The 25,298-nt window shown below is 64.9% G+C and carries 23 protein-coding genes and 1 pseudogene; 15 read left to right on the plus strand and 9 right to left on the minus strand.

Annotated elements, in window-relative coordinates:
• The 3 genes and pseudogenes from DY467_RS15905 to DY467_RS15915 all read right to left on the minus strand — a co-directional run.
• Positions 1-515, minus strand: a pseudogene (locus DY467_RS15905) (hypothetical protein); the annotation flags it as partial.
• Positions 516-559: 44 nt separating this feature from the next.
• Positions 560-2,116, minus strand: coding sequence for an acyl-CoA synthetase (locus DY467_RS15910; RefSeq protein WP_164637390.1), 1,557 nt, complete (start codon positions 2,114-2,116; stop codon positions 560-562).
• Positions 2,117-2,303: 187 nt separating this feature from the next.
• Positions 2,304-3,479 carry an acetyl-CoA C-acetyltransferase gene (locus DY467_RS15915; RefSeq protein WP_107343684.1) on the minus strand — a complete coding sequence of 392 codons (1,176 nt, stop codon included), beginning with the start codon at positions 3,477-3,479 and terminating at the stop codon, positions 2,304-2,306.
• 131 nt (positions 3,480-3,610) lie between these two features.
• Here DY467_RS15915 and DY467_RS15920 point away from each other — a divergent pair, with 131 nt between their 5' ends.
• The 8 genes from DY467_RS15920 (at position 3,611) to DY467_RS15955 (ending at position 13,268) form a co-directional block, all read left to right on the plus strand.
• The gene (locus DY467_RS15920) at positions 3,611-4,288 is read left to right on the plus strand and encodes a TetR family transcriptional regulator (RefSeq protein WP_107343685.1); all 678 of its coding nucleotides are present in this window, start codon (positions 3,611-3,613) and stop codon (positions 4,286-4,288) included.
• 458 nt (positions 4,289-4,746) lie between these two features.
• Positions 4,747-5,505 (plus strand): SDR family NAD(P)-dependent oxidoreductase, encoded by a 759-nt coding sequence (locus DY467_RS15925; RefSeq protein ID WP_013503496.1) that lies wholly within the window; start codon positions 4,747-4,749, stop codon positions 5,503-5,505.
• Positions 5,506-5,725: 220 nt separating this feature from the next.
• A complete protein-coding gene (locus tag DY467_RS15930) occupies positions 5,726-6,532 on the plus strand; it encodes an enoyl-CoA hydratase/isomerase family protein (protein ID WP_107354879.1) in 807 nt (268 codons plus the stop codon).
• A gap of 50 nt (positions 6,533-6,582) precedes the next feature.
• Positions 6,583-8,457 carry an AMP-binding protein gene (locus DY467_RS15935; protein ID WP_164637393.1) on the plus strand — a complete coding sequence of 625 codons (1,875 nt, stop codon included), beginning with the start codon at positions 6,583-6,585 and terminating at the stop codon, positions 8,455-8,457.
• A gap of 146 nt (positions 8,458-8,603) precedes the next feature.
• A complete protein-coding gene (locus DY467_RS15940) occupies positions 8,604-9,731 on the plus strand; it encodes an acyl-CoA dehydrogenase family protein (RefSeq protein ID WP_164637395.1) in 1,128 nt (375 codons plus the stop codon).
• Between the two features lie 137 nt (positions 9,732-9,868).
• Entirely contained in the window at positions 9,869-11,116 is a 1,248-nt protein-coding gene (locus DY467_RS15945) for an acyl-CoA dehydrogenase (protein ID WP_164637397.1), read from the plus strand.
• A gap of 128 nt (positions 11,117-11,244) precedes the next feature.
• On the plus strand, positions 11,245-12,489 hold the full coding sequence (locus DY467_RS15950; protein ID WP_164637399.1) for an acyl-CoA dehydrogenase: 1,245 nt from the start codon (positions 11,245-11,247) through the stop codon (positions 12,487-12,489).
• 80 nt (positions 12,490-12,569) lie between these two features.
• Entirely contained in the window at positions 12,570-13,268 is a 699-nt protein-coding gene (locus DY467_RS15955) for a nitroreductase (RefSeq protein ID WP_164637401.1), read from the plus strand.
• A 176-nt stretch (positions 13,269-13,444) separates the two neighbouring features.
• On the opposite strand, the gene DY467_RS15960 is transcribed toward DY467_RS15955, so the two are convergent.
• Positions 13,445-14,227 (minus strand): enoyl-CoA hydratase/isomerase family protein, encoded by a 783-nt coding sequence (locus tag DY467_RS15960; RefSeq protein WP_164637403.1) that lies wholly within the window; start codon positions 14,225-14,227, stop codon positions 13,445-13,447.
• A 306-nt stretch (positions 14,228-14,533) separates the two neighbouring features.
• Between DY467_RS15960 and DY467_RS15965 the strand changes: the two genes are divergently transcribed.
• The 4 genes from DY467_RS15965 (at position 14,534) to DY467_RS15980 (ending at position 19,444) form a co-directional block, all read left to right on the plus strand.
• A complete protein-coding gene (locus tag DY467_RS15965; protein WP_164637405.1) occupies positions 14,534-15,208 on the plus strand; it encodes a Crp/Fnr family transcriptional regulator in 675 nt (224 codons plus the stop codon).
• 11 nt (positions 15,209-15,219) lie between these two features.
• Entirely contained in the window at positions 15,220-16,104 is an 885-nt protein-coding gene (locus DY467_RS15970; protein WP_164637407.1) for a DUF6537 domain-containing protein, read from the plus strand.
• 250 nt (positions 16,105-16,354) lie between these two features.
• A complete protein-coding gene (locus DY467_RS15975; protein WP_164637409.1) occupies positions 16,355-16,759 on the plus strand; it encodes a DUF3307 domain-containing protein in 405 nt (134 codons plus the stop codon).
• Between the two features lie 474 nt (positions 16,760-17,233).
• Complete coding sequence (locus DY467_RS15980) at positions 17,234-19,444, plus strand: sensor domain-containing diguanylate cyclase (RefSeq protein WP_164637411.1); 2,211 nt, start codon at positions 17,234-17,236, stop codon at positions 19,442-19,444.
• A 120-nt stretch (positions 19,445-19,564) separates the two neighbouring features.
• On the opposite strand, the gene DY467_RS15985 is transcribed toward DY467_RS15980, so the two are convergent.
• Positions 19,565-19,945 carry a hypothetical protein gene (locus DY467_RS15985; protein WP_164637413.1) on the minus strand — a complete coding sequence of 127 codons (381 nt, stop codon included), beginning with the start codon at positions 19,943-19,945 and terminating at the stop codon, positions 19,565-19,567.
• 250 nt (positions 19,946-20,195) lie between these two features.
• Here DY467_RS15985 and DY467_RS15990 point away from each other — a divergent pair, with 250 nt between their 5' ends.
• Positions 20,196-20,603, plus strand: a complete 408-nt coding sequence (locus DY467_RS15990; protein ID WP_164637415.1) for a hypothetical protein — start codon at positions 20,196-20,198, stop codon at positions 20,601-20,603.
• Between the two features lie 6 nt (positions 20,604-20,609).
• Here the strand turns inward: DY467_RS15990 and DY467_RS15995 are convergent, their stop codons facing one another.
• Positions 20,610-20,942, minus strand: a complete 333-nt coding sequence (locus tag DY467_RS15995; protein WP_164637417.1) for a YkgJ family cysteine cluster protein — start codon at positions 20,940-20,942, stop codon at positions 20,610-20,612.
• A 62-nt stretch (positions 20,943-21,004) separates the two neighbouring features.
• On the minus strand, positions 21,005-21,625 hold the full coding sequence (locus DY467_RS16000) for a pyridoxamine 5'-phosphate oxidase family protein (RefSeq protein WP_164637418.1): 621 nt from the start codon (positions 21,623-21,625) through the stop codon (positions 21,005-21,007).
• Positions 21,626-21,726: 101 nt separating this feature from the next.
• Between DY467_RS16000 and DY467_RS16005 the strand changes: the two genes are divergently transcribed.
• Together DY467_RS16005 and alkB are read left to right on the plus strand one after the other, a co-directional pair.
• Positions 21,727-22,644 carry a LysR family transcriptional regulator gene (locus DY467_RS16005; protein WP_164637420.1) on the plus strand — a complete coding sequence of 306 codons (918 nt, stop codon included), beginning with the start codon at positions 21,727-21,729 and terminating at the stop codon, positions 22,642-22,644.
• A complete protein-coding gene (gene alkB / locus DY467_RS16010; RefSeq protein WP_164637422.1) occupies positions 22,641-23,291 on the plus strand; it encodes a DNA oxidative demethylase AlkB in 651 nt (216 codons plus the stop codon). Before DY467_RS16005 ends, alkB begins: the two co-directional genes overlap by 4 nt.
• Positions 23,292-23,297: 6 nt before the next feature.
• Here the strand turns inward: alkB and paaK are convergent, their stop codons facing one another.
• Both paaK and paaI read right to left on the minus strand, forming a co-directional pair.
• The gene (gene paaK / locus DY467_RS16015) at positions 23,298-24,629 is read right to left on the minus strand and encodes a phenylacetate--CoA ligase PaaK (RefSeq protein ID WP_164637424.1); all 1,332 of its coding nucleotides are present in this window, start codon (positions 24,627-24,629) and stop codon (positions 23,298-23,300) included.
• A gap of 14 nt (positions 24,630-24,643) precedes the next feature.
• On the minus strand, positions 24,644-25,117 hold the full coding sequence (gene paaI, locus DY467_RS16020) for a hydroxyphenylacetyl-CoA thioesterase PaaI (RefSeq protein ID WP_164637426.1): 474 nt from the start codon (positions 25,115-25,117) through the stop codon (positions 24,644-24,646).
• Between the last annotated feature and the right edge of the window lie 181 nt (positions 25,118-25,298).

Here is a 25,298-nt window from a genome sequence, read left to right on the forward strand (position 1 = left end):
GGGGGGAACGGCGCAGGCGGAGCTGCCTGCGGCACAGGCTGAGATGGCGGGGCGGGCTGCTGTTGCGGAGGAGCCGCTGGTGCCTGCGCGCTCTGTTGCGGCGGCTGCGGAGCTGGAGCTGGCGGCTTGGCTTCGGCCGGTTGCTGTTTCGCGGAGGCCTGCTGTTGCGGCTTGGGCTCCTCGGTCGGTGTCGGCGACACCTCGAAATTCGGCGTCGGCTGCTCGACCGGCTTCGGCTCGGGCTCTTTCTCAGGCACCGGCGGCGGGGCTTCGTCGGCGGTCACCACCTCCACTTCGATCCGCTGCTCCGGCACTTCGGCGAACGGATGCACTTCGGCGAGCAGCAGGACCGTGCCGACCAGCACGACATGCGCCAGTACCGAGACGGCGGCGCCGGCCCGGTGCGAGGTGGATGACGAGGTGGGATCAGAACCGGGCCGCATCGCCGCCAGCATAGCGCGGCAGGACGACGGTGCGGAGTCGTTCTTGGCGGCCCGCGGTGGATCAGAGGTCACACCCCCGCCGGCAGGCGGCGGAGGTGTGGAAAGGTCGGAGCGGCTCAGGCCGTCGCGGCGGTGGCCTTCGGCTGCGACGGCCAGTAGCGGTCCTTGAGGTGACGCTTGACCAGCTTGCCGGTCGGGGTACGCGGCAGCTCGGCCTCGAAGTCGACCGAGCGCGGGCACTTGATCGGCGACAGCCGCTCGCGGCAGAACGCGATCAGCTCGGCCGCCCGCTCGCTGCTCGGAGCGGCTCCATCGCGGAGCTGCACCACCGCCTTGACCTCTTCGCCCATCTCCGCGTTCGGCACGCCGAACACCGCGACGTCGGCGACGTCCGGATGGGTCAGCAGCACGTCCTCGGTCTCCTGCGGGTAGATGTTCACGCCGCCCGAGATGATCATGTAGCTCTTGCGGTCGGTGAGATACAGGAAGCCCTCGTCGTCGAGATAACCGACGTCGCCGAGCGTCGACCAGCCTTTCTCGTTGTAGGCCTTCTTGGTCTTGTCCGGATCGTTGTGATAGCTGAACGACGGCGCGTCGGCGAAGTACACGGTGCCGATCTCGCCGATCGGCTGCTCGTCGCCTTCATCGTCCAGGATCTTGATGGTGCCGACCACCGCCTTGCCGACCGTGCCGCGATGCGCCAGCCATTGCTGCGAGGTCGAGACGGTGACGCCGTTGCCTTCGGAGCCGGCGTAGTACTCGATCAGGATCGGTCCCCACCACTCGATCATCTTGGCTTTGACGTCGACCGGGCAGGGCGCCGCGGCGTGGATCGCGCCCTTCAGCGTCGACACGTCATAGCGGCTGCGGACCTCGTCGGGCAGCTTCAGCATGCGCACGAACATCGTCGGCACCAGCTGCGACTGCGTTACCTTGTACTTCTCGACCAGCGCCAGGAACTGCTCGGCGTCGAAATGCTCCATGATGATCGAGGTGCCGCCGAGCGTGGTCGCCATCATGTTGAAGCGCAGGGGAGCGGCGTGGTACAGCGGCGCCGGCGACAGATAGATGCTCTCGGCGTTCATGCCGCACATCTTCTCGCACAGCAGGCGCAGGAACGGGCTCGGCACGTCGATGGCATTGCCTTCGAATTCGCGCTTGATGCCCTTCGGCCGGCCGGTGGTGCCGGAGGAATACAGCATGTCGTAGCCGGCGACCTCGTCGGCGATCGGCGTGGTCGGCTGCGCGGCGGTTTCCTGCTCCCACGAGCGGAAGCCGGTGATCGGCGCATCGACCATGTAATACAGCGGCGCGCCCGGCGCGTCCGACAGCAGCGACTTTATCGTCTCGCTGCCCTGGGCCGAGGTGATCACCACCTTGGCGCCGCAGTCCTGCACGATGTAGCCGATCTCGTCCTTGGTCAGGTAACGGCTGATCGCGGTGTAGTACAGGCCCGCGCGCTGCGCCGCCCAGCAGATCTCCATGAACGCCAGCCGGTTTTCCATCAGCAGCGCGATGTGATCGCCGGCCTTCAGCCCCAGCGACCGGAACAGATGCGCGCCCTGATTGGAGCGCTCATCGAGCTGCCGATAGGTGATGGCCTGGCCGGTCGAAGCCATCCGGTAGGCGACTTTGTCGGGATTGGTCTTGGCGTGAATCGACGGATGGGTCATGGCAGTTTCCTCTTTGGTGATGCGGCGGATTGGCTCCGCTCTGTCCGGCACTGAACCTCATGGTGAGGAGCGCGCCGTTCGGCGCGCGTCTCGAACCATGGGGTGTAGGGCTCATCCTTCGAGACGCCCGGCTCAGCCATTGGGGCTGTGCCGGGCTCCTCAGGATGAGGCCTGCTGCTTGTTGTCTTTACAGCCGCTCAACGATGGTGACGTTAGCCATGCCGCCGCCTTCGCACATCGTCTGCAGGCCGTAGCGCTTGTTGTTCTGCTTCAGCGCGTGGATCAGCGTGGTCATCAGCTTGGTGCCGGAGCCGCCGAGCGGATGGCCGAGCGCGATCGCGCCGCCATTGACGTTGAGCCGCGCCGGATCGGCGCCGGTCGCTTTCAGCCACGCGGTCGGGATCGAGGCGAACGCTTCGTTGACCTCGAACAGATCGATGTCGTCGATCTTCATCCCGGCCTTCTTCAGCGCGTATTCGGTGGCGGGCAGCGGGGCTTCCAGCATGATCACCGGATCGCCGCCGCGCATCGTCATGTGGTGGACGCGGGCGAGCGGCTGCACGCCGAGCTGCTTCAGGCCCTTCTCGTTGACCACCACCACGCCGGAGGCGCCGTCGCAGATCTGGCTGGCGGTCGCCGCGGTCAGCTTGCCGCCGTTCTCGTTGATCAGCTTGACGCCCTTGATGCCGTCGAGCGTCGCGTCGAAGCGGATGCCTTCGTCGATGTGGTGGATATCGGTCGAGCCGTCGGCACGGGTGATCTCGAGCGGGATGATCTCGTCCTTGAACTTGCCGGCCTGAGTCGCGGCGATCGCGCGCTGGTGGCTGTTGAACGCGAACTCGTCGAGTTCGTCCTTCGACAGGTTGTACTTGTTCGCCACCATTTCGGCGCCGACGAACTGGCTGAACTGGATGTTCGGGTAGCGCTCTTCCATCTTCGGGCTCTTGTAGTTACCGAGCCCGGCCTTGGCGGCGAGGATGCTCGGCGAGCCCATCGGCACGCGGGTCATCGATTCGACGCCGGCGGCGATCACGATATCCATGGTGCCGGCCATCACCGCCTGTGCGGCGAAATGCAGCGCCTGCTGCGATGAGCCGCACTGCCGGTCGACCGACGTGCCCGGCACGCTTTCCGGCAGCTTGGAGGCCAGCACCGCGTTGCGGCCGATATTGACTGCCTGTTCGCCGCCCTGGCCGACGCAGCCCATGATCACGTCTTCAATCTGATCCGGCGCGGCGCCCGAACGGTCGACCAGCGCATTGATGACGGAGGCGGCGAGATCGACCGGATGCCAGCCGGCAAGACGGCCTCCCTTGCGGCCGCCGGCAGTGCGAGCAGCGGCGACGATATAGGCCTCGGCCATGTGTTCTCTCCCTGAAAATGGTTGTTGGGTGCGGGTTTCGGACCGCCGCGATTTAAGTGGTGGGGGAGGATTTAGTCAATCGATCAATTAACGCTTGAGCCATGTCAAACGATGCTGTAAGTCCGACAGCAATGGCAGCGCATCTCAACCATTCTGCGGCTACTAAAGTACCGGCGGCGAAAAACTCCACCGCCGAGAAGCTGTTGGTTGCCGCCGGCGAATTGATGATCGAGCGTAACTCGGTCGAGATCTCGCTGGCCGATATCGCGCAGAAGTCGGGCGTCAACGCCGCGCTGGTGAAGTATCACTTCGGTAACAAGGACGGTCTGCTTCTGGCGCTGCTCGAGCGCGATGCGTCGAACGAAATGACGCATCTGGATTTCCTGCTGACGCAGCCGCTGTCGCCGACCACCAAGATGAAGTTGCACATCGCCGGCATCATCAAGGCGTATCACCAGTTTCCCTATCTGAACCGGCTGATCCATTACTTGCTGCACGGTTCGAATCGCGAGGCCGCCGACGAGGTCACCAAGTTCTTCGTCGGGCCGCTGCTCGATTTTCATCGCCGGCTGCTGGCGGAGGGTGTCGCCACCGGCGACTTCCGCGAGGTTGATCCGGTGCTGTTCTACACCACGCTGATCGGCGCCTGCGACCATCTGTTTTTCGGTCGGCAGACCATGATGCGTGCGGCCGGCGTCGGTCCGGTGACTGAAGAAGTCTGCCGCGCCTATGTGGCGCATATCGAAAAGATTGTCCTCGGTGGGTTGCTGTCGAACAGAGCGCGTCAGCCTTCCGCCGCCGGATCCTGAGCTAACAAAAAGAAGAAACGACCCCACCCAACTACAGAGACCTTTCAATCAAGACCGGGACAAGCCAAGGAAAATCCGAACAAAAACCAATAACGCCCAAGGACCAGTTCACGGAACCTGCCCGCAAGAAGGTAGGCGGAATGGAGCTTCAGGCACCCCCGGGAAATTGTTCGTGTCTCTATAAAAAGAAAACGCCAGGAAACGCCCAAGCAATCTGTCGGAACGCGAGCTCAACGAAACGCCACCCAAGGAGAGACCTCGAGCCGGATCGGTAGCGGACCAAGTCGCGACCTTTTGCCGGCCTCAACGATCGGGGAAACGCCCAAGGGGCTGTTGAAGGCCCGGACCAACAGCGCAATAACCACGCGGGACGCGTCGGCCCGACCGCTCTTAAAAGGCGGCGAGCGGTGTCGTCCGAGACCAAGCTTCAAGAAAGCGCCCAAGGAAAGGGATATCCAATGCAGTTGAAAGACGTCTCCGTTCTCATCACCGGCGGTGGTTCGGGGCTCGGCGCCGCGACCGCGCGGGCGATGGCCGCCAAGGGCGCCAAGGTCGCCGTGCTCGACATGAACAAGGACAACGCCGAGAAGGTCGCCGCCGAGATCGGTGGCGTCGCTTGCGTCGGCGACGTGTCGCAGGAAGCGCCGGTCAAGGAAGCGATCGCCAAGGCTGAAGCCGCGCACGGCATCGTCCGCGTGCTGGTGAACTGCGCCGGCATCGGCGGCGCGGTGAAGACCGTCAGCAAGAACGGCGCCTATCCGCTCGACCACTTCTCGCGCATCATCAACGTCAACCTGATCGGCAGCTTCAACTGCATCCGGCTCGTCGCCGAGCGCATGCAGAGCGCGCCGACCATCGGCGAAGAGCGCGGCGTCTGCATCAACACCGCCTCGGTGGCGGCGTTCGACGGTCAGATCGGCCAGGCTGCTTACTCCGCCTCGAAGGGCGGTATCGTCGGCATGACCCTGCCGGTGGCGCGCGACCTCGCGTCGATGAACATCCGCGTCATGACCATCGCGCCGGGCCTGTTCCTCACCCCGCTGCTGATGGGTCTGTCGGAAGACGCCCGCAAGAGCCTCGGCGCCCAGGTGCCGCATCCGGCCCGCCTCGGTGATCCGTCGGAATATGCGTCGCTCGCGGTGCAGATCGTCGAGAACCCGATGCTGAACGGCGAGACCATTCGTCTCGACGGCGCCATCCGCATGGCGCCGCGCTAAACGCGCACTTCTCACCCTTTCCGTTTCGGGAGAGGGTGAGCCTTCGATCTCCGCCGCGTGTAGTTCGTCACATAGTGACGATCTCTCGCGCGGCGGAATTCGAAGCACGGGATTGTTTCTTTCCCTGGATTTGGGAGGGGAGCGACTATCGCCGAAACGGCGATCCGATTAAACGTCGCAGCAGCGGCGTATAAGAACAAGAACTGACGGGAGTGATGGCGTGACCGAGGCCTTGCTGGTCGATCATCGTGACGGGGTCGATTGGGTCACGCTCAATCGGCCGGATAGCCTCAATGCTCTCGATCCAAGCCTGATCGACGCGCTCAACGCGTATTTTGGCCGCCTGCAGCGCGATCGGACGACGCGCGTCGTCGTGCTGAAAGGCGCGGGCGCCAATTTCTGCGCCGGCCTCGACCTCAAACATGCGATGGCGCGCCGCGCCGGTGAGAACGCCACGCCCGGCGTCACCGAGTCGCTGGATTCGCAGCGTCGGATCGCCGACATCGTGATGCTGATGCGCCGCTGCCCGCAGCCGATCATCTCGCTGATCCGCGGCGCCGCGGCCGGCGGCGGCTTTGCGCTGGCGCTGGCTTCCGACGTCCGCATCGCCGGACGCAGCGCGCGGATGAACTGTGCCTTCATCAAGCTCGGCCTTGGCGGTTGCGACATCGGCACCAGCTACTTTTTGCCACGCCTCGTCGGCGTCTCGGTGGCGTCCGAACTGATCCTCACCGGCCGCTTCATCGGCGCCGAGCGCGCGCTGATGACCGGGCTGGTTTCCGAACTGGTGGAAGACGATCAGCTCGAAGCTGCGGCCCAGCCATTCGTGGATGCGATGATGGCGGCGTCGCCGGTCGGTTTGCGGCTGTCGAAGGAGTGCCTCAACATGGCGGTGGATGCCGGCTCGATCGAGCAGGTGATCGCGATGGAGGATCGCAACCAGGTGCTGTGTTCGCGCTCGGAGGATTTCAAGGAAGGCGTCGCCGCGTTCCTCGAGAAGCGCAAGCCGGTCTACGGCAACCGCTGACCAATTCAACGTTGGCCCGGCAAGAGGCCGAGAAAACGGGAGAACACCAGATGACTGCCAGCGCAGCCGCAGTGATGACCAAGCCGCCGTTTCGCAAGGTGAACTGGCTGCCGCGCGAGATCGATGTCGATCGCCGCGAGGACGGCGTCATCGTGATGAAGTCGCGCTTCCCGCTGATGGATCACGATCCCAACCTGCCGATGGCGCTGGCGAAGTGGGCCAAGCAGCGACCGGATCATATCTGGCTGGCGCAGCGCAAGGGGCCGGACCGGCAGTGGCGCAAGGTCAGCTACGCCGAGGCCAAGCGCATCGTCGATGGTCTCACTCAGGCGTTGCTCGACCTGAAGCTGCCGGAAGGCCGGCCGCTCACGGTGCTGTCGGGTAATTCGATCGAGCACGCTCTGATCATGATGGCGGCGATGCAGGCGCGGATTCCGACCGCGCCGGTGTCGCCGGCCTATTCGCTGATGAGCCACGACCACCTCAAGCTGAAGTACCTGTTCGATCTGGTGAAGCCTGCTGCCGTGATGGTGCAGGAAGGCGCTCCGTTCACCAAGGCGCTGCACGCGCTCGATCTGAAGGACGTCCAGGTGATCCACGTCGTCAATCCGGCCGACGGCATCGCCAGCATCGCGTTCGACGACATGGTGGCGACCCCGGTGACAGACCAGGTGGCGCAGTCGATCGCGCAGATCACGCCCGACACCGTCGCCAAGTTCCTGTTCACCTCCGGCTCGACCGGAATGCCGAAGGCGGTGATCAACACCCAGCGGATGATGTGCGCCAATGCTGCGATGATGATGCAGGTGCGGCCGCGCGATCCGAACGGCCCGCCGCCGGTGCAGCTCGACTGGATGCCGTGGAATCACACCATGGGCGGCAACGCGGCGTTCAATCCGCTGTTGATCGAAGGCGGCACGCTGTACATCGACGACGGTCGCCCGGTGCCGGGCCAGATCGAAGAGACGCTGCGCAACCTGCGCGAAATCTCGCCGACCTACTATGCCAACGTGCCGGCCGGCTATGCGGCGCTGGCGAGCGCGATGGAGAAGGACGACGCGCTGTGCCGGTCGTTCTTCAAGGACATGCAGCTGATGGCCTATGGCGGCGCCCGGCTGCCCGACGATCTGTACGAGCGGATGCAGGCGCTGGCGGTGCGCGCCACCGGACACCGGCTGGTGTTCTACACCGGCTGGGGTTCGACCGAGACCTCGCCGACCTCGACTGGCACCTATTGGGACACCGAGCGCGTCGGCCTGATCGGGCTGCCGTTCCCGGGCGTCGAACTGAAGATGCTGCCGATCGGCGACAAATACGAATTGCGGCTGCGCGGGGTCAATGTGATGCCCGGTTACTACGGCCAGCCGGATCTCACCGAGAAGGCGTTCGATGAAGAGGGCTTTTACAAGATCGGTGACGCCGGCGTGTTCGTCGATCCGAACGATCCGGTGAAGGGCATCATCTTCGCCGGCCGCGTCGCCGAAGACTTCAAGCTGATGACCGGCACCTTCGTGCATGTCAGCACCGTGCGCACCGATGCGATTGCCGCGGCGAGCCCGGTGATCCAGGACGCCTTAGTGGCGGGGCAGGACCGCGCCTATATTGGCCTGCTGGCCTGGCCGAACCTCAACGCCTGCCGGGTGATGATCGGCGATCCGAATGCGAGCTTCGAGGACGTCGTGAAGCATCCCGACGTGCTCGCGGCGCTGCGTGCCGGGCTGCAGAAGCACAACCGCGAAGTCGAAGGCGCCAGCTCGATGCGGATCGCCCGCGCGATGCTGATGGTCGAGCCGCCGTCGATCGACGGTAACGAACTCACCGACAAAGGCTACATCAACCAGCGCGCCGGCCTCGAACGCCGCGCCGCCCTGGTCGAGCGGCTGTATGCCGAGCATCCGGATTCGGATGTGATGGTGCTGCAGTGAGCGATGCGAACTTAACTCTCCGTCATTCCGGGCGCGCGCAGCGCGAACCCGGAATCTCGAGATTCCGGGTTCTCGCCTGTCGGCGAGCCCCGGAATGACGGTGAAGACATTCAAGACTAACAACTAACAACAACGAGACCTCGCCCATGAATTTCGATTTTTCCGACGACCAGAAGCAATTGCGCGATCAGGCGCGGCGGTTTCTTGCCGAGAAGTGCTCGCCGAAGGCGGTGCGTGCCGTGCTCGAAGGCAAGGCCGACTATGACCGTGATCTGTGGAAGGGCCTCGCCGAGATGGGCTTCCTCGGTGTCGCGATTCCGGAGGAATACGGCGGGACCGGTGCGGGCCATCTCGAGCTCTGCGTGATCGCCGAGGAGCTCGGCCGCGCGCTGGCGCCGGTGCCGTTCTCGTCGACGGTGTATCTCGCCGCCGAGGCGCTGCTGCTGGCGGGTTCGGAAGAGCAGAAGCAGAAGTGGCTGCCGAAGATCTCGTCGGGTGAGGCGATCGGCACGCTGGCGCTGTTCGAAGGCACCGGCAATCCGTCGCCGGCCGCGGTCAAGCTCGCGGTATCGAACGGCACGCTGACCGGCACCAAAAAGCCGGTCGCCGACGGCGCGATCGCCGATTTTGCCATCGTCGCGGCGCGCACCGGCAACAGCGGCCGCGAGACCGATGTCTCGCTGTTCCTGGTCGATCTCAAGGCCGGTGGCGTCACCGCCAAGTCGCTGCAGAACGTCGATCCGTCGCGCCAGCAGGCCGAGCTGACCTTCGCCGGCGCCAAGGCCGAGCCGCTCGGCGCTGCCAATGAAGGCTGGAGCATTCTGTCGCGCGTGATGGACCGCGCCGCGGTGCTGATCGCATTCGAGCAGGTTGGCGGCGCCGACCGGGCGCTGGAAATGGGCCGCGACTACGCGCTCGACCGTATCGCGTTCGGCCGGCCGATCGGCTCGTTCCAGGCGATCAAGCACATCCTGGCCGATATGTACGTCTCGGCGACGCTGGCGCGTTCGAACTCCTACTACGGAGCCTGGGCGCTCTCGACCGACGCGGCCGAGCTGTCGGAGGCCGCTGCCGCGGCGCGGATCAGCGCGACGCAGGCGTTCCAGCACTGCGCCAAGCAGAACATCCAGGTGCACGGCGGCATGGGCTTCACCTGGGAGTTCGACTGCCACCTGTACTATCGCCGCTCCAACGCGCTGGCGCTCAGCCTCGGCAGCCAGTCGTATTGGGAAGATCAGCTGATCGATCGGATGCGCCAGAAGAACGCGGCGTAACGCGCGACGGTGAGTGCCCAACCGTCATTGCTAGCGCAGCGAAGCAATCCAGAGACCCCGTGCACTGAGCTGGATTGCTTCGTCGCTTCGCTCCTCGCAATGACGGAGAAATTGAATGCATCGATAGCAGGTGTGCCATGAACTTCGACGATACCCCGCAGGAAGCCGAATTCCGCGCCAAGGCGCGCGCCTGGATCGACGCCAACGCGCCGAAGCAATACGAGGACGAGCTGCGCAAAGCGTCGCTCGGCCGGGTGGTGCTGAAGGGCGCCAACATTCTGGAGGTCGCCAAGGCCTGGCAGAAGAAGAAGGCCGATGCCGGCTGGGCCGTGCCGCATTGGCCGAAGGAATATGGCGGCCGCGGCGCGTCGCCGATCGAGCGCGTGATCTGGCAGCAGGAAGAAGGCGTGTTCGGCAAGCTCACCGCGATGTTCATCATCGGTCAGGGCATGTGCGGACCGACCATGATGGCCTACGCCTCGGAAGAGCAGAAGCGGCGCTACCTGCCGCCGCTCGGCTCCGGCGAGAAGGTCTGGTGCCAGCTGTTCTCCGAGCCGGCCGGCGGCTCCGACGTCGCGGGCCTGCGAACCCGCGCCGAGAAAGACGGCGACGACTGGATCATCAACGGCCAGAAGATCTGGACCTCCGGCGCGCACTACTCGGATTACGGCATCCTGATCACCCGCACCGACCCGACCGTACCCAAGCACAAGGGTCTGACGATGTTCTTCCTCGACATGAAGAGCCCCGGCGTCGAGGTACGGCCGATCAAGCAGGCCAACGGCAATTCCGACTTCAACGAGGTGTATTTCACCAACGTGCGGATTCCGGACAGCCAGCGCCTCGGCGCGGTCGGCGACGGTTGGAACGTGTCGTTGACGACGCTGATGAACGAGCGGATGTCGATCGGCGCCAACGTCGCGACCGGCTTCCCCGAGCTGTTCGACTATTGCTCGTCGCTGACGCTCGACGGCGCGCCTGCGCTCGATGATCGCGCGGTGCGCAGCAAGCTCGCGAACTGGGCGGTGAAGGCCAGCGGCCTGCGCTACACCTCGTTCCGCTCGATCTCTGCGCTGTCGAAGGGCCAGCGTCCGGGGCCGGAGAACTCGATCGGCAAGCTGGTCGCTGGCTCGATGATCCAGGAAGTCGCGATGTACGCGCTCGATCTGCAGGGCGCCGCCGGCGTGCTGAGCGGGCCGGAGGATGCCGAAGTCGCCGGCCGTTTCCAGGCGATGCTGCTGCGTTCGCCGGCGACCCGCGTCGAAGGCGGCACCGACGAGATCCTGCGCAACATCATCGCCGAACGCGTGCTCGGCCTGCCCGGCGACATCCGCGTCGATAAGGACGTGCCGTTCAACCAGATCCCGACCAAGGGGCGGGCCTAGTGTTCACATCATCTTCGTCATTGCGAGGAGCGGAGCGACGAAGCAATCCAGTCTTCCATTTTGGCCCTGGATTGCTTCGCTTCGCTCGCAATGACGAATCCATCCTGAACTGAAGCGAAAGATCGACCATGAATTTCGACGATACCCCGCAGGAAGCCGAGTTCCGCGCCAAGGCTCGCGCGTGGATCGATGCCAACGCGCCGAAGCAGTACGAAGAGGAACTGACCAAGTCGGGCCTCGGCCGGATCAGCCTGAAGAACGCCGACATCGTCGAAGTCGGCAAGGCGTGGCAGAAGAAGAAGGCCGAGGGCGGCTGGGCCTGCCTGACCTGGCCGAGCGAATATGGCGGCCGCGGCGCGACGCCGATCGAGAAGGTGATCTGGCAGCAGGAAGAGGGCGTTTACGGCAAGCTCACCCAGCCGTTCCAGATCGGCGAGGGCATGTGCGGCCCGACCGTGATGGCTTACGGTGCCGAGGAGCATAAGCGCCGTTACTTGCCGAAGCTCGCCTCGGGCGAAGAGATCTGGTGCCAGCTGTTCTCCGAGCCGGCCGGCGGCTCCGACGTCGCGGGTCTGCGCACCCGCGCCGAGAAGGAGGGCGACGACTGGATCATCAACGGCCAGAAGATCTGGACCTCCGGCGCGCACTACTCGGACTACGGCCTGCTGATCACCCGCACCGACCCGAATGTGCCCAAGCACAAGGGCCTCACCATGTTCTTCCTGGACATGAAGAGCCCCGGCGTCGAGGTGAAGCCGATCAAGCAGGCCAACGGCATGCAGGAATTCAACGAGGTGTTCTTCACCAACGTGCGAATTCCGGACAGCCAGCGGCTCGGCGAAATAGGTGATGGTTGGAACGTGTCGCTGACCACGCTGATGAACGAGCGGATGTCGATCGGCGCGCGGCTCGCCACCGGCTTCCCGGAGATCTTCGCGTTCTGCAACGATCTGGTGACGGAGAATGGTCCGGCGATCGACGATCCGGCGGTGCGCAGCAAGCTGGCGAACTGGGCGGTCAAGGCCAGCGGCCTGAAGTACACCTCGTATCGCTCGATTTCGGCGCTGTCCAAGGGCCAGCGCCCGGGCCCGGAGAACTCGATCGGCAAGCTGGTCGCCGGCCCGATGCTGCAGGACATCGCCGCGTTCGCGATGGATCTGGAAGGCGCCGCGGGCGTGTTCACCGATCCGGCCGAGGCCGAAGCCGGCGGCAGCTTCCAGGCGATGCTGCTCGGCTCGCCGTCGATGCGCATTGCCGGCGGCACCGACGAGATCCTGCGCAACATCATCGCCGAACGCGTCCTCGGCCTGCCCGGCGACATCCGGGTCGACAAGGACGTGCCGTTCAACAAGATCCCGACCAAGGGGCGGTGACGTACTGCTGCCGCCGTCATTCCGGGGTCGCGCACTTCGTGAGCGCCCCGGAATGACGACCATTCAGGAATGAGGCCATCATGACCGACGCCGCTGCGACCACCGCTCCGATCGACGTCCTCGAAGACCTGATGGCGGCGCGCTATTCGTGCCGGGGGTTTCGGCCCGATCCGGTGCCGCGCGCGACGATCGAGCGGATCCTGGGGGCGGCGCAGAAGACCGCGTCGTGGTGCAACAGCCAGCCGTGGCAGGTGGTGATCACCTCGGGCGAGGCGACGGCGAAGTTTCGCGACGTGATCTATCCGGCGGCCGCGAGCGGCGCGCCGATGTCGGGCGATTTCGAGTTTCCGCGCGAGTATCGCGGCGTCTATCTCGACCGCCGCCGCGAGAGCGGCTTTCAGCTCTACAACGCGGTCGGCATCGCCCGCGGCGACAAGGCCGCGGCCGCCCAGCAGGCGCTGCAGAATTTCAATTTCTTCGGCGCGCCGCATGTCGCGATCATCACCACCGACGAAGCGCTCGGCGTCTATGGCGCGGTCGATTGCGGCGGCTACGTCACGTCGTTCATGCTGGCCGCGCAGGCGCTCGGCGTCGCCACCGTGCCGCAGGCCGCGCTGGCGTTCCATGCCGGCGTCGTCCGCAAGCACTTCGGCCTCGGCGACGATCGCCGCGTCGTCTGCGGCATCTCGTTCGGCTACGCCGACCCCGATCACAAGGCAAACTCGTATCGCACCAACCGCGCCGCACTCGGCGAGGTCGCGACGTTCGTGGACAAGTAACGGCTTCTCAACGAGTCATTCCGGGGCGCGCGTCAGCGCGAACCCGGAATCTGATGTTTGCACTGCGCCGGGGATTCCGGGTTCGCCGCTGCGCGGCGCCCCGGAATGACTCGCGGATAGGCTTTGCGCAGCTTCGCGCCCCGGAGTGACGACGGAGAGGCTGCAATGCGCGGCCTTCAAAACCGTGGCGCGCGCTTCTCGGTGAACGCGGCGATGCCTTCCTTGATTTCATCGCTGCGCATCGAGGCGCGGGCGCGGGTGTCGGCGGCTTGTTCGTCGAAGGCGGCGCGGGCGAATTCGTTGATGGCGCGCTTCATGCCGGCGACCGCGTTCGGCGCGTTGCCGGCCAGCGTCGTCGCCAGGGCATCGACCTCGCGGTCGAGCCGGTCCATCGGCACCATCGCGGTGAGATAGCCGATCCGCAGCATCTCGGCGGCGTCGATCCGCTGCGCGGTCAGGAACAGCCGCTTGGCATTGTCGATGCCGAGACGGGAGACGTAGCGCTTGATGCCGCCCGGATAGTAATGCAGCCCCAGCCTGGCGGCCGGCATGAACATCTCGGCGGTGTCGACCCCGATGCGGAAATCACAGGCCAGCGCCAGATCGGTCGAGCCGCCATAGACGCCGCCGTTGAGCCGGCAGATCGTCGGCATCCGCAGATCCTCGAGCCGGTTGACCACCACCTCGAACGCCGAGCCGGGGGATTCGGCCTCGACTTCCGCGGTGGCGCGCTCGGCGACCTCACCGAGATCGAAGCCGGCCGAAAATGCCCGACCGGTGCCGGTGAGCACCAGCACCCGCACCGCCGGATCGGCGTCGAGCCGCGCGAACTGATCGAGCAGCGCGGCGAGGTCGTCGGGCTGCAGCCGGTTGAGATGTTTGGGCCGGTTCAGCCGGATGGTGGCGCGCGGGCCGTCGATGGTCAGCACCGGAGCGCTGGCAGTGTCGCTGTCGGACATCGATAAGGTCTCCTGATCGGAAGCGGGGCGGCTGCCAAAACGGCGCCGGGCCCTGCAAGGACCGCGGACAGCGCCGCGGCGGACGGGGGAAATGGGCCGGGCAAACTGCCCGCCGGCCGGGCGTCCGTCAACTCGCCGGGGAGCGGGAGAGGCCGCGGCCACCGCTCGCGTAACCTATGCCGGCTGGTTTATAATTCCGTCCGCACCAGCGTGTAGGGAGAACTGCGGTCCGAACACCCGCGGCTATCTCTCAGATCGCTTCCGCCGGCTACGGCGCCTCGATTGCAAGACAACGGTGGGTCCCACATGGATATGTCCGTCATCGCCCAAAATGCCGGCATGGTGAGCAGCGTGTTCGCGACCATCTTCGTGCTCGCCACTGCCACGATGCGGACGATGATTCCACTGCGGGTGTTCGGCATTCTGACCAATCTGCTGCTGATCGCGGTGTCGATCCCGACCCACAACTATCCGACGCTGGCGCTGCATGCGGTGCTGCTGCCGCTCAACGCCTGGCGGCTGCACCAGATGCTGCAGCTGGTGCGCGACGTGAGGAAGTCGGTGAACAGCGACCTGTCGATGGATTGGCTGAAGCCGTTCATGACCGAGCGCAAATGCGCCACCGGCGAGGAGCTGTTCTACAAAGATGAGCGCGCCGAGGAGATGTTCTACATCGTCAGCGGGCGCTTCCGTCTGGTCGAATCCGGCATCGAGCTGCCGGTGGGTGCCATTGTCGGCGAGCTCGGTATGCTGTCGCCGACCCATACCAGGACGCAGACCCTCGAATGCGTCGAGGCCGGCACGGTGCTGAGCGTCAGCTATCGCCAAGTGGAGGAGCTGTACGTGCAGAATCCGGAATTCGGATTCTATTTCTTGCGGCTTGCCAGCGCGCGGCTGTTCGAAAACATTGAATCCCTGCAGGCGCGATTGGCCGCGGTCGCGCCGCCGCCGCGGACCGACGCCGTCGGCCGGACCGCCTGAGGGCTGCGCCGTTGGCCGGCTACATCGACGCGCTGCGCTTCACGCTCGCCGAAATGCTCGGCGAGAATGATCGCGTCGTGGTGTTGAACGCGCCGGCTGCTGCGTCGCCCGAAATTGCCCAGGCTCTGGAGGACGCGGCCGCCCGGCTGGTGAACTATCAGGGCCGCCGCTATGCGCGGCTGTATCTCGACCGGATCGGCCGATTCGTCGGGCGGCGCGAAGTCGACGACGCGATGGTGCTGCGGATCGCCGAGCTGCTCGCGATGCGGATGGCGTATGAAGACCCGAGCCGGATTGCGCAGCTCACGCTGCAGGAGGCCGCGAGCGCGCCGTCCGGCCGTGCGATGCCGCGGATCGACCGCAGGTGCCGGTTTCGAATCGACGAGGTGGTGGCGGCGCTGCCGGTGGTGGTGGCCGATCCGACGCTCAAGGTGCTGAACTATCTCGGTTGGCTGCACATGCCGGTGAAGATGCGCTTCAACGGCAGCGGCTGGCTCGGCATCCGCAAGCTGCGGATCATCTCCTGGTTGCGGCGCTGGCGGTTGCTGTCGATTCGCTACGCCAATGAGCGCAAATGGGTGGAGCGCTGGCTGCACATGATCGACCGCAGCCTCGCCGCCCGTCCTGAAGCCGCGACGGCCGTGGTCGAAAGCGCCACCATGGTTCGTGGCTATGGCGACGGCTATCGCTACGGCATGGCGAACTGGTCGTTGATCATCGACGCGCTGGTGAAGCCGGCGCTGAGCGGCACGCTGCCGCTGCCGGATCTGGTGCAGGCGATTGCGGAAGCGCGAGCTGCCGCGCTGCCAGATCGCAAACAGACCAGCTTGAAGCGCGCGATCGAAGCCATCAGGGCAAGGTGCGATGCCATGCCGATCCAGGCGGCGGCGTCGTGATCTCCGGGGTGATCGTGCCACCCGGGTACCGTTTATGTGCGATGCGTGCGCGGCGTGAATTGCACAGCCATATGAAGGCCGTACGCTGGCGGCCACGTGCATTCGTCCGCGAGAAATGTCATAAAACTGCGCTGGTCGATACCGACCGGCTGCGATGCGAAGCCTCTGCACGGGAGGGAAGGCGATCGGATTGTCGGACCCCGGCAGCCGTCGCCATCACCACCCGCAAGGCCCAAGCGAAGGTGCGAGCTTGATCCTTCCCGAATTGTCGTCGTCGATTGCGGTGGGCGCACTGATCTATTGGATGCTGCTCCTCACCATCAAACACGTGTTCGCGGACTTCATCTTCCAGAACAAGTGGATGGCGATGGGCAAGGACGCCAAGACCGGGTGGGCGCTGCCGCTGCTCGCGCATTGCAGCGTGCATCTGGTGATGACGACGCTGCTGATGCTGATCTTTGCGCCGCGCTACTGGTATATCGGCGTGATCGACTTCCTGATCCATCTCGCGATCGATCGCCTCAAGGGCTTCATCGTCGCCACATACGACGTGACTAATCAGGACCGCTGGTTCTGGTGGCTGATCGGCACCGATCAGGCGCTGCATCATCTGACCGGCTTCGGCCTCGCCATCGTCCTCGCCGCAAACCCGTGAGACGTTAGAGCGGTTCATCGATGGGTTGAAGCGGACTTGGCCCTTGCCAAGGGGCCTGACGTCCTCATCCTGAGGAGCCGGGCGTCTCGAAGGATGAGGAGCCGCATCGCCTCCAGCTCATGGTTCGAGACGGCGCTTCGCGCCTCCTCTTCTGCCTGTGGCGAGCACTCCCAGGCGCGGTCCGGACTTTGTCAAAACGAACTGCTCTAGCGTGATCTGAGTAGTAAGACCGGTTTTGCAATCCGCCGGTTCCCCACTCCTCAATTTGTCAGCGCGGCGTGCACGAAAAACTCACGATCGCACTCAATCGGACCGTTCAATCCGCCTGATTACGCGGATTCCAGGTGTCTCCACGTAGTTGTACGCAGGACGACGTTAACTGCTGCATGACCTGCGAGTGATTAGCGTCAATGCGATCAGCAGGGATGCTGACCGCACGCGGTGTCGTGGCGGATAACCCAAAGTTTCAGCGCAATGGCCCGCCATTTGGAATCGCAGCTCGACTTCATCTTCTTTTTCTATGGGCTGTCGTTCATCCTGCTCGGCGCCCTGTGCCTTGTGCTGGCGCGCGGCCGTGAAGACGATCGTGGAACAACGATCCGCTTGATCGGACTGTTCGGCTGCGTCCATGGCGCCAATGAATGGCTGGACATGCTCGCGCTGATCGCGGGCGATAGTAGTGAATTCTTGGTGGTGCGCGCGGCCGTCCTGACCGCGTCGTTCGTCCTGCTGGCGGAGGCGGGACGAAACGGCGGGATCACACGCGACCTGGCCATGCCTGGACCTTGGATCTACATCCCGATCCTGGTCGCAATCGGCGCGATCGGCTTCGTCGACGGCATCGAATCCGCGAAGGCGGCGACCCGCTATCTGCTCGCCGCGCCGGGCGCGATCCTGGTGGCCTTCACGGTGTTCACCGGCCGACATCACGATCTCCATATGAACCGCTCGCTGATGGCGGGCGTGGCGATCGCCTTCGCACTTTACGCGGTGGCGGCTGGCATGATCGTCGAAACCGCGCCGTTCTGGCCGGCCAGGACTTTCAATCAGGAGATGTTCCAGCGCGTCACCGGCGTGCCAATTCAACTCGTGCGCGGGCTGATCGCGGTGGCACTGGCGGCACTGATCTGGGCGGCCTGGGGCCGCCGGGTGATGGAAACGCTCGACTACCCCGGCTATTCGCTGCACCTGAAACGGCAGTTCGTCGGCGTGCTGGCGACATTGCTGCTGGTCTTGGCGCTGGGCTGGGCGCTGACCGACTATCTCGGCGAGATCCATCGTGACGACGTCGAAAGCGAAGCTGCCGGCGACGTTGCTCTGCTGGTCAGCGGTGTGGAGCTCGAAACCACCATCGCCGACGCGATGGTGAAGGCGATCGCGGCGTCTCCATCGGTTCAACTGCTGCTCGGTGACAGGGAAAGCGGCCGCGTGACCAATCTGTCGATGCTCGAGATCGACGCCGGGGTGATCCACGCGATGCGCGGCCTGATCGTCAATCGCGCCGGAGACATCGTCGGATCGTCAGATTCGTCGGATCAGAGCTGGTTGGGCATGCCGAACCTGCGCTCGGTGGATTGGTTCGAGCAGGCGATCGCCGGTCGGCCCGTGCACCAGATTAGGGTCGATCCGCCCCAACGCTTGCGGACCTATCTGACCGCGTCCCCGATCCGCGATGCGCAAGGAGAGATTCAAGGCATCGCGATGCTCGAGATCTCGCTGGAGACGCTCGCGGAGCTGATGGCCCGCTTCGACCAGGCGTTCTTCGTTGTCGATGCTCGTGGGCTGGTGATCATCACGAACCGCAGGGACGAACTGTTCCGAACGCTGTGGCCGCGGCCGGATCTGCCGCGTCTTCAGATCGCCGAACAGTTCGGGGCATCGGGGCGCACCATGTTGGCCCGCGAGATCTTCGGCGGCGACTGGGTGGAGTTCGGCGGGCGACGCAGCTACGTGCTCAGGCAGCCGATCGACAGCACTCAGATGTCGCTGGTCCTCGTCATCCCGGTGAAGGGGATCTTCGCCAGCCGGCTGCTCGGCATCATCATCACGCTTCAGGTCGCGATCGCTGTGCTGTTCTATTTCTTCGGCATGGATCGTGGCGTGCGAGACCGTTTCGAACGCAAGCTCCGCGAAGAGTTGCTGACCCAGACCGAAGATCTGGCTCGCCAGGCCGCCACGGATCCTCTGACCGGCTTGGCCAACCGGATGAAGTTCGACGCCCGCCTGAACGAGGAGCTGGCGCGCTCGCAGCGCAGCGGAAGACCATTCTCGCTGATCATATTCGACATCGATCACTTCAAGGAAGTCAACGACATCTACGGCCATCCGGTCGGCGACCAAGTGTTGGTCCGGCTGTCGCGGACGGTCGGAGCGAGTGTCCGCCAGAGCGATCTGCTGGCCCGCTGGGGTGGCGAAGAATTTGTGATCCTACTGGCCGACACCGAGGCGGCGGCGGCCTACGAGACAGCCAAGAAGCTGCGCCTGCTGGTGGCGCATACCATCTTCGAGCATGTCGGCACGATCACTGCGAGCTTCGGCGTTGCCCAGGTTATGCCCGGCGATCATGCCGACACGTTGGTAGCTCGCGCCGACAACGCGCTGTATCGGGCGAAGCTGAACGGCCGCAACCGGGTCGAGCTCAGCCTGCCGGTGATAGAAGTCGTCGAGCTTTCACCGACGGCGTAGGCACCAGCAGCGCACAGAAACGCTCCATCCTGGATTAGCAGGATTTCGTAAGCAGCTCTGGTTGCCAGACTGACGATGGCCGGCTGTCCCGGCCATCCAGGTCTTCTCATGACAGCGGGCTTATGCGCTCAAGCGCGTCTCCGACCCCGAACTTTCGCTCGGCGAATCCTGCGGTGGCAGATGCGGGGCGAGCTTGGCGTTGGCCTTCATGAATTGATGCTGCCAGGCCATGCCGTCTTCGAGCAGGCGAGCCGCCGCGCCGCTGAGCCAGTCCTGATACTCGCGGAAGGCATCGAGCGGCGTTGTCGCTTCGCCGATCCTCCGGGCCGCTTCGAGAGCGGCTCGGGTTCCAATTCGCCGGCGCTCGAACCAGCCGTCGGCAAACTCTTTCATGCTGTCGAGGACGGTTGCTTCGCCTTCCCAGAACTTGATGCCCATCGGGGCGTAGGTCTTGGCGGCGGGCTGTAACAGGTTGGGGAACAACGAGACCGGATCAGCCATGGGTACTCTCCATCGTGAAGATGAACGAACTCACTGAACCGAAAAGCCGCTCTTCAAGTGCGGCAGCGAAATAGTTAACCGATTAGATGGCGGCGTCACGACGAAACTGCACATCGTCGCAAATCGTGATCGGCGTTTAGTTCCATGCGTCTGGTGCAACGGCTGGTAGTGGTATCAGGTTGTGTAGTTAAGAGGTCCTTAACAAAATCGGCCGCATCCTCGCGATCGCAACCTGTTCGGGAGAAGGCCGATGTGGTCCAGCCGTGAAGCTTTCGAGAACGACGCTTGCCCGGTCCGTGAGGAACTGCTGGGCCAGATGTACCGAGCCAATGAGAACGGGCTGTCGCAACTCGTCGACAGCGTATCCGGCGATGTCCGGGCGATGTTGGCGCTGTTTTGCTATCGCCGCGCTCATTTGCAGCCGTTGGCGCTGGCTGTTGCTGCGACGTGCGACGAACGCGACCTGATCCAGGCCGGTGGCCGAGCAGGTTCCGTTCTCTATGCCCTGGCGCACGAAAAGCGCCGTCCGGCGATCAGCAGCTACTCGCAGCGCAAATCGATCACGCTCTCGACTGCGCCGCTCGCCAGTTTCGCGCCACTCGATCAGGAAGCGGACGTGGAACTCGACGATCAGCCGGCGCCGGACGCCCCTAACTGATCGACTTCAGCCTGCGATCGCGGTGGAAAGCGGTGGGAGACGGAACTTCCGCCGCGCCATCAGGCATTCCGGATCGCCGGGCTGGCAGTCGCGGCAGACCTCAGGGCGCAGAGCGTAGATCGTGCAGGCGGTTGCCTGGCCGATGGTTCCGTTCAGCGCGGTACAGCGATTGTCCTTGCAGCGCATTCCCGACAGCCGCTCGTTGACCAGCGCCGCCGGAATCGCGTCCAGCGCGGCGTCGTCCTCGATCGTGAAGCGCGGCCAGTTTTCCGAATAGCCGCAGCAGGCGCCGCAGCTCTGGCAAGGGTTATCGGCTTCGATCGGGGGAGGGGCGCTCATCGCCCCTCTTTATCCCGCCATAGCCGGGCGGGAAACCGCCGCTTGGGCGGATCGCCCCATCATTATTCCCGCGCCTTCGTGGCCGCGGCGAGCAGCGCCTCCAGCTCGGCGATCCGGATGTCGCGCGACGTGATCGCCGCGGCGACGTCGGCCGCATCGAATTTCTGCGGGATGTGCTGCGGGCAATTGCTGTCCCAGGCCGCAACCTCGAACAGGATCGCCTGTTCGGGCCTTGCCTTGTAGCCCTTCGGCATCAGCCGCGCGATCAGCTCAGGATCACCCTCGATCACCTTGGCGCGGCCCCAGATCTTGATGCGGCGGCGGTGCGCATAGTCGATCACGAACAGATAGGCTTTCGGGTTTTCGGCCAGATTGCCTTGGGTGATGAACTGCTGATTGCCCTTGAAGTCGGCCAAACCGATGGTGTGCTCGTCGAGCACGTGAAGGAAGCCGGCGGGCCCGCCGCGATGCTGGATGTAGGGCTGCCCATCGGCGCTGGCGGTGGCGAGCAGCACGCTGGTCTGGGTGCGCAGGAAGGCGGCCAGATTGTCGTCGATCGTGGTCGACCAACCGCCGTTGCGCTCGACGCGGGCATAGGCGTCGCGCGATCCCTTGCGAGCCTGGATTGCCTTGACGGTCGGCGTGAAGGCGATGTCGCTGGAGACGTGCTGGGCTTCGGCCATGTGACCCTCCTGCTTGATGTCCCCGAACAGATCGTTCTTCCCCCTAGCCAGAACAATCAGTTGATTTGACACTTCATTGTTGCGCGTTCTGAAATGATGGCATGGACCGATTGGACACAATGACGGCGTTCGTCGCGGTCGCCGACCTTCAAGGCTTCGCACCGGCCGCGCGAAAGCTCGGGCTGTCGCCCTCGGCGGTGACCCGGATGGTCGCCGCGCTGGAAGAACGTCTCGGCACCCGGCTGTTGCAGCGGACGACCCGTTCGGTCGCGCTCACCGATACGGGGGCCCGCTATCTGGAGCGGGTACGCCGGATTCTGGCCGATGTTGAAGAAGCCGATACGTCGGCCGCGGCCGAGCGCGTCACGCCCTCCGGCCGGCTGGTGGTTTCCGCGCCCGTCGGTTTCGGCCGGCGTTATGTCGCGCCGCTGCTGTCAGACTATCTGCGGCGTTATCCGGAGGTGACCGGCGAATTGCGGCTGTCGGACCTGATGATCAACCTGGTCGAGGACGGCGTCGATTGCGCGGTCCGGATCGGGCATCTGGCGGATTCGAGTTTAGTGGCGCGGCAACTCGGTGCGATGCGACGCATCGTGGTGGCGTCCCCGGACTATCTGGCGGCGCGCGGCATTCCGGCGACGCCGACAGAGATCGCGGCGCACGATGTGATCCATTTTGGGCAGACCGGCGCGCCGGTCGGCTGGCACTTCGTCGTCGATGGTCGCGATATTCGGATCGCCTGCACGCCACGCCTTATCAGCAATGTCGCGGACGTCGCGATCCTGGATGCCGAGCGGGGCGGCGGTCTGACACGGGTGCTGGCCTATCAGGCGGCGGACGCGATCGCCGCGGGTCGGCTGCAGATCGTGCTGGCGGACTACGAAGTGCCGCCGCTGCCGATTGCGATCGTGTATCCGACCTCGCGCCTGTTGTCGGCGAAGGTCCGGGCTTTCATCGATCTTGCGGCGGAAACGAGCGATTGGCGTTTCGGCGGTGATGGGAAGAGGAGCGGGGCGTGACAGCGGATCTGTTCGACGGTCTCGACGACGCGCCGCGGCGGGAGGACATCGCGCCGGGCGCTGCGCTGCTGAGCGGCTTCGCCCGTGCCAATGACCGAGACCTGCTCGCCGCGATCGACGCGGTGGTGGCGCGCGCACCATTCCGGCACATGATGACGCCGGGCGGTCACACCATGAGCGTGGCGATGACCAGCTGCGGCTCGGTCGGCTGGGTCACCGACCGCCGCGGTTATCGCTACTCACCGACCGATCCGGACAGCGCGACGCCGTGGCCGGAGATGCCCGCGGTGCTCCGCGATCTTGCGCAACGCGCCGCCGCCGAGATCGGCTTTGCCGGCTTCGATCCCGACGCCTGCCTGATCAACCGCTACGTGCCCGGCGCCAAGATGGCGCTGCATCAGGACAAGGACGAAGCCGATTTCTCGGCGCCGATCGTGTCGGTGTCGCTCGGCCTGCCGGCGACCTTTCAGTTCGGCGGCATGGCCCGCAGCGACAAGCCGCGACGCTACGAGCTGCGCCACGGCGATGTGCTGGTATGGGGCGGCCCGTCGCGGCTGGTGTATCACGGCGTGCTGACGCTGAAGGAAGGCGAGCATCCGCTGCTCGGCCGGCAGCGGATCAACCTGACCTTTCGCAAGGCCTTGTAGCGCGCGCTAACCCTTCGGCCGCTTGTCGAACACGCGCCGGGCTTTGCCGAGCGAGCGCTCCAGCGTGTCGGGCGGCACCACCTTGATGGTGGTCGAGATGCCGATGGTGTTCTTGATCAGGTGCGCGACGCGTTCGGCGTGCGGCACCAGCCCGACGCCGTCCCAGCTTTCGGGCCGCGCTTCGGCCAGCACCGTCATCTCGTCCATCCGGCCTTCGCGCGTCAGCTCGATGATGAAGTGACCGCCGCACCAGTCGGTGCCGAGCAGCAATTCCTCGATCTGGGTCGGAAACACGTTGACGCCGCGCAGAATGATCATGTCGTCGGAGCGGCCGGTGATCTTCTCCATCCGCCGCATCCCGGGCCGCGCGGTGCCGGGCAGCAGCCGCGTCAGGTCGCGGGTGCGATAGCGGATCACCGGGAAGGCTTCCTTGGTCAGCGAGGTGAACACCAATTCGCCCTTCTCGCCATCGGGCAGCACGTCGCCGGTCTCGGGATCGATCACTTCCGGATAGAAGTGATCCTCCCAGATGTGCAGGCCGTCCTTGGTCTCGACGCATTCCTGCGCGACGCCGGGACCGATCACTTCCGACAGCCCGTAGATGTCGGTCGCGTCCATGTCGAACGCCTGCTCGATCTCGGCGCGCATCGCATTGGTCCACGGCTCGGCACCGAACACGCCGTACTTCAGCGACGACTGCCGCGGGTCGAGGCCCTGGCGTTTGAATTCATCGAGGATCGCCAGCATGTAGCTCGGCGTCACGGTGATAACGTCGGGGCGGAAGTCGTTGATCAGCTGCACCTGCCGTTCGGTCATGCCGCCGGACACCGGAACCACGGTGCAGCCGAGCTTTTCGCCGCCGTAATGCGCGCCGAGGCCGCCGGTGAATAGGCCATAGCCGTAGGAGTTGTGAATGATCATGCCGCGCCGCGCGCCGGCGGCGCGCAGCGAGCGCGCCATCACGGTCGCCCAGGTGTCGATGTCCTTCTGCGTGTAGCCGACCACGATCGGCTTGCCGGTGGTGCCGGACGAGGCGTGGACGCGCACCAGGTTTTCGCGCGGTACCGCGAACATCGCGAACGGGTAGTTGTCGCGCAGATCGGTCTTCACCGTGAACGGAAACTTCGACAGATCGGAAAGCTCGCGGAAGTCCGACGGATGCACGCCCTTGCGGTCGAACGCCGCTTTGTAGTGCGCGACGTTGTCGTAGGCGTGCTTCAGCGACCAGGCCAGCCGCTTGGTCTGCAGCGCGACGATCTCATCGCGCGAGGCGCGTTCGGCGTCGTCGAGTTCGGGATTGTAGGTGCCCGGCTTGATCTGGTGCACGGTTGCGGCCATCGCCGTCTCCTCCCTCAGCGTGGGTCTGGTTGTTGCGGGGGCACCAGCGTGCCGCCGATCGAGCGCGAATGGCCGCGGAATTCGGCGATCACCGTCGAACCCGAGGTGACGCGGACGTCGTAGATGCCGCTGCGGCCGGAGCGCGACACTTCGCGCGCGGTGGCGACCAGCCGGGCGCCGAGTTTGCCGGGGCGAATGAAGGTGATCGCTCCCTGCGCCGCGACGGTCGAGTCGTTGTAGGAGTTGCAGGCGTAGGCGAAGGCCGAGTCGGCGAGGGTGAAGATGAAGCCGCCATGGGCGATGCCGTGGCCATTGACCATGTCGGTGGTCACCGTCATCGCCAGCGTCGCGACCCCGGCGCCGATCTCGACGATCTCCATGCCGAGCGCCTTGCTGGCGTGATCGTTCGCCCACATCGCGTCGGCGCAGGCTCGCGCCAGTTGGTCCGGCGATGGTTCGGCCTGCGTCTGCGGAGCCGCCACGGTCACTGCGGGCTCCTGCAAGCGCATGACAGCGACATGGCACAAGGCCACGACGCCTGATCGGCGATCAGGTCGGTCACGTTTCTCTCCCTCACGTCGCGGGCTTTCGCAAAGCCTCTTGAATTGAACGATCGGTCAGTCAATTATTAGCCCAAGCAATCATCGTGTCAACGGCCGGCGCGGACGT

This window comes from Rhodopseudomonas sp. BR0G17 (genome assembly GCF_010907025.1).
Classification (GTDB): domain Bacteria; phylum Pseudomonadota; class Alphaproteobacteria; order Rhizobiales; family Xanthobacteraceae; genus Rhodopseudomonas; species Rhodopseudomonas palustris_H.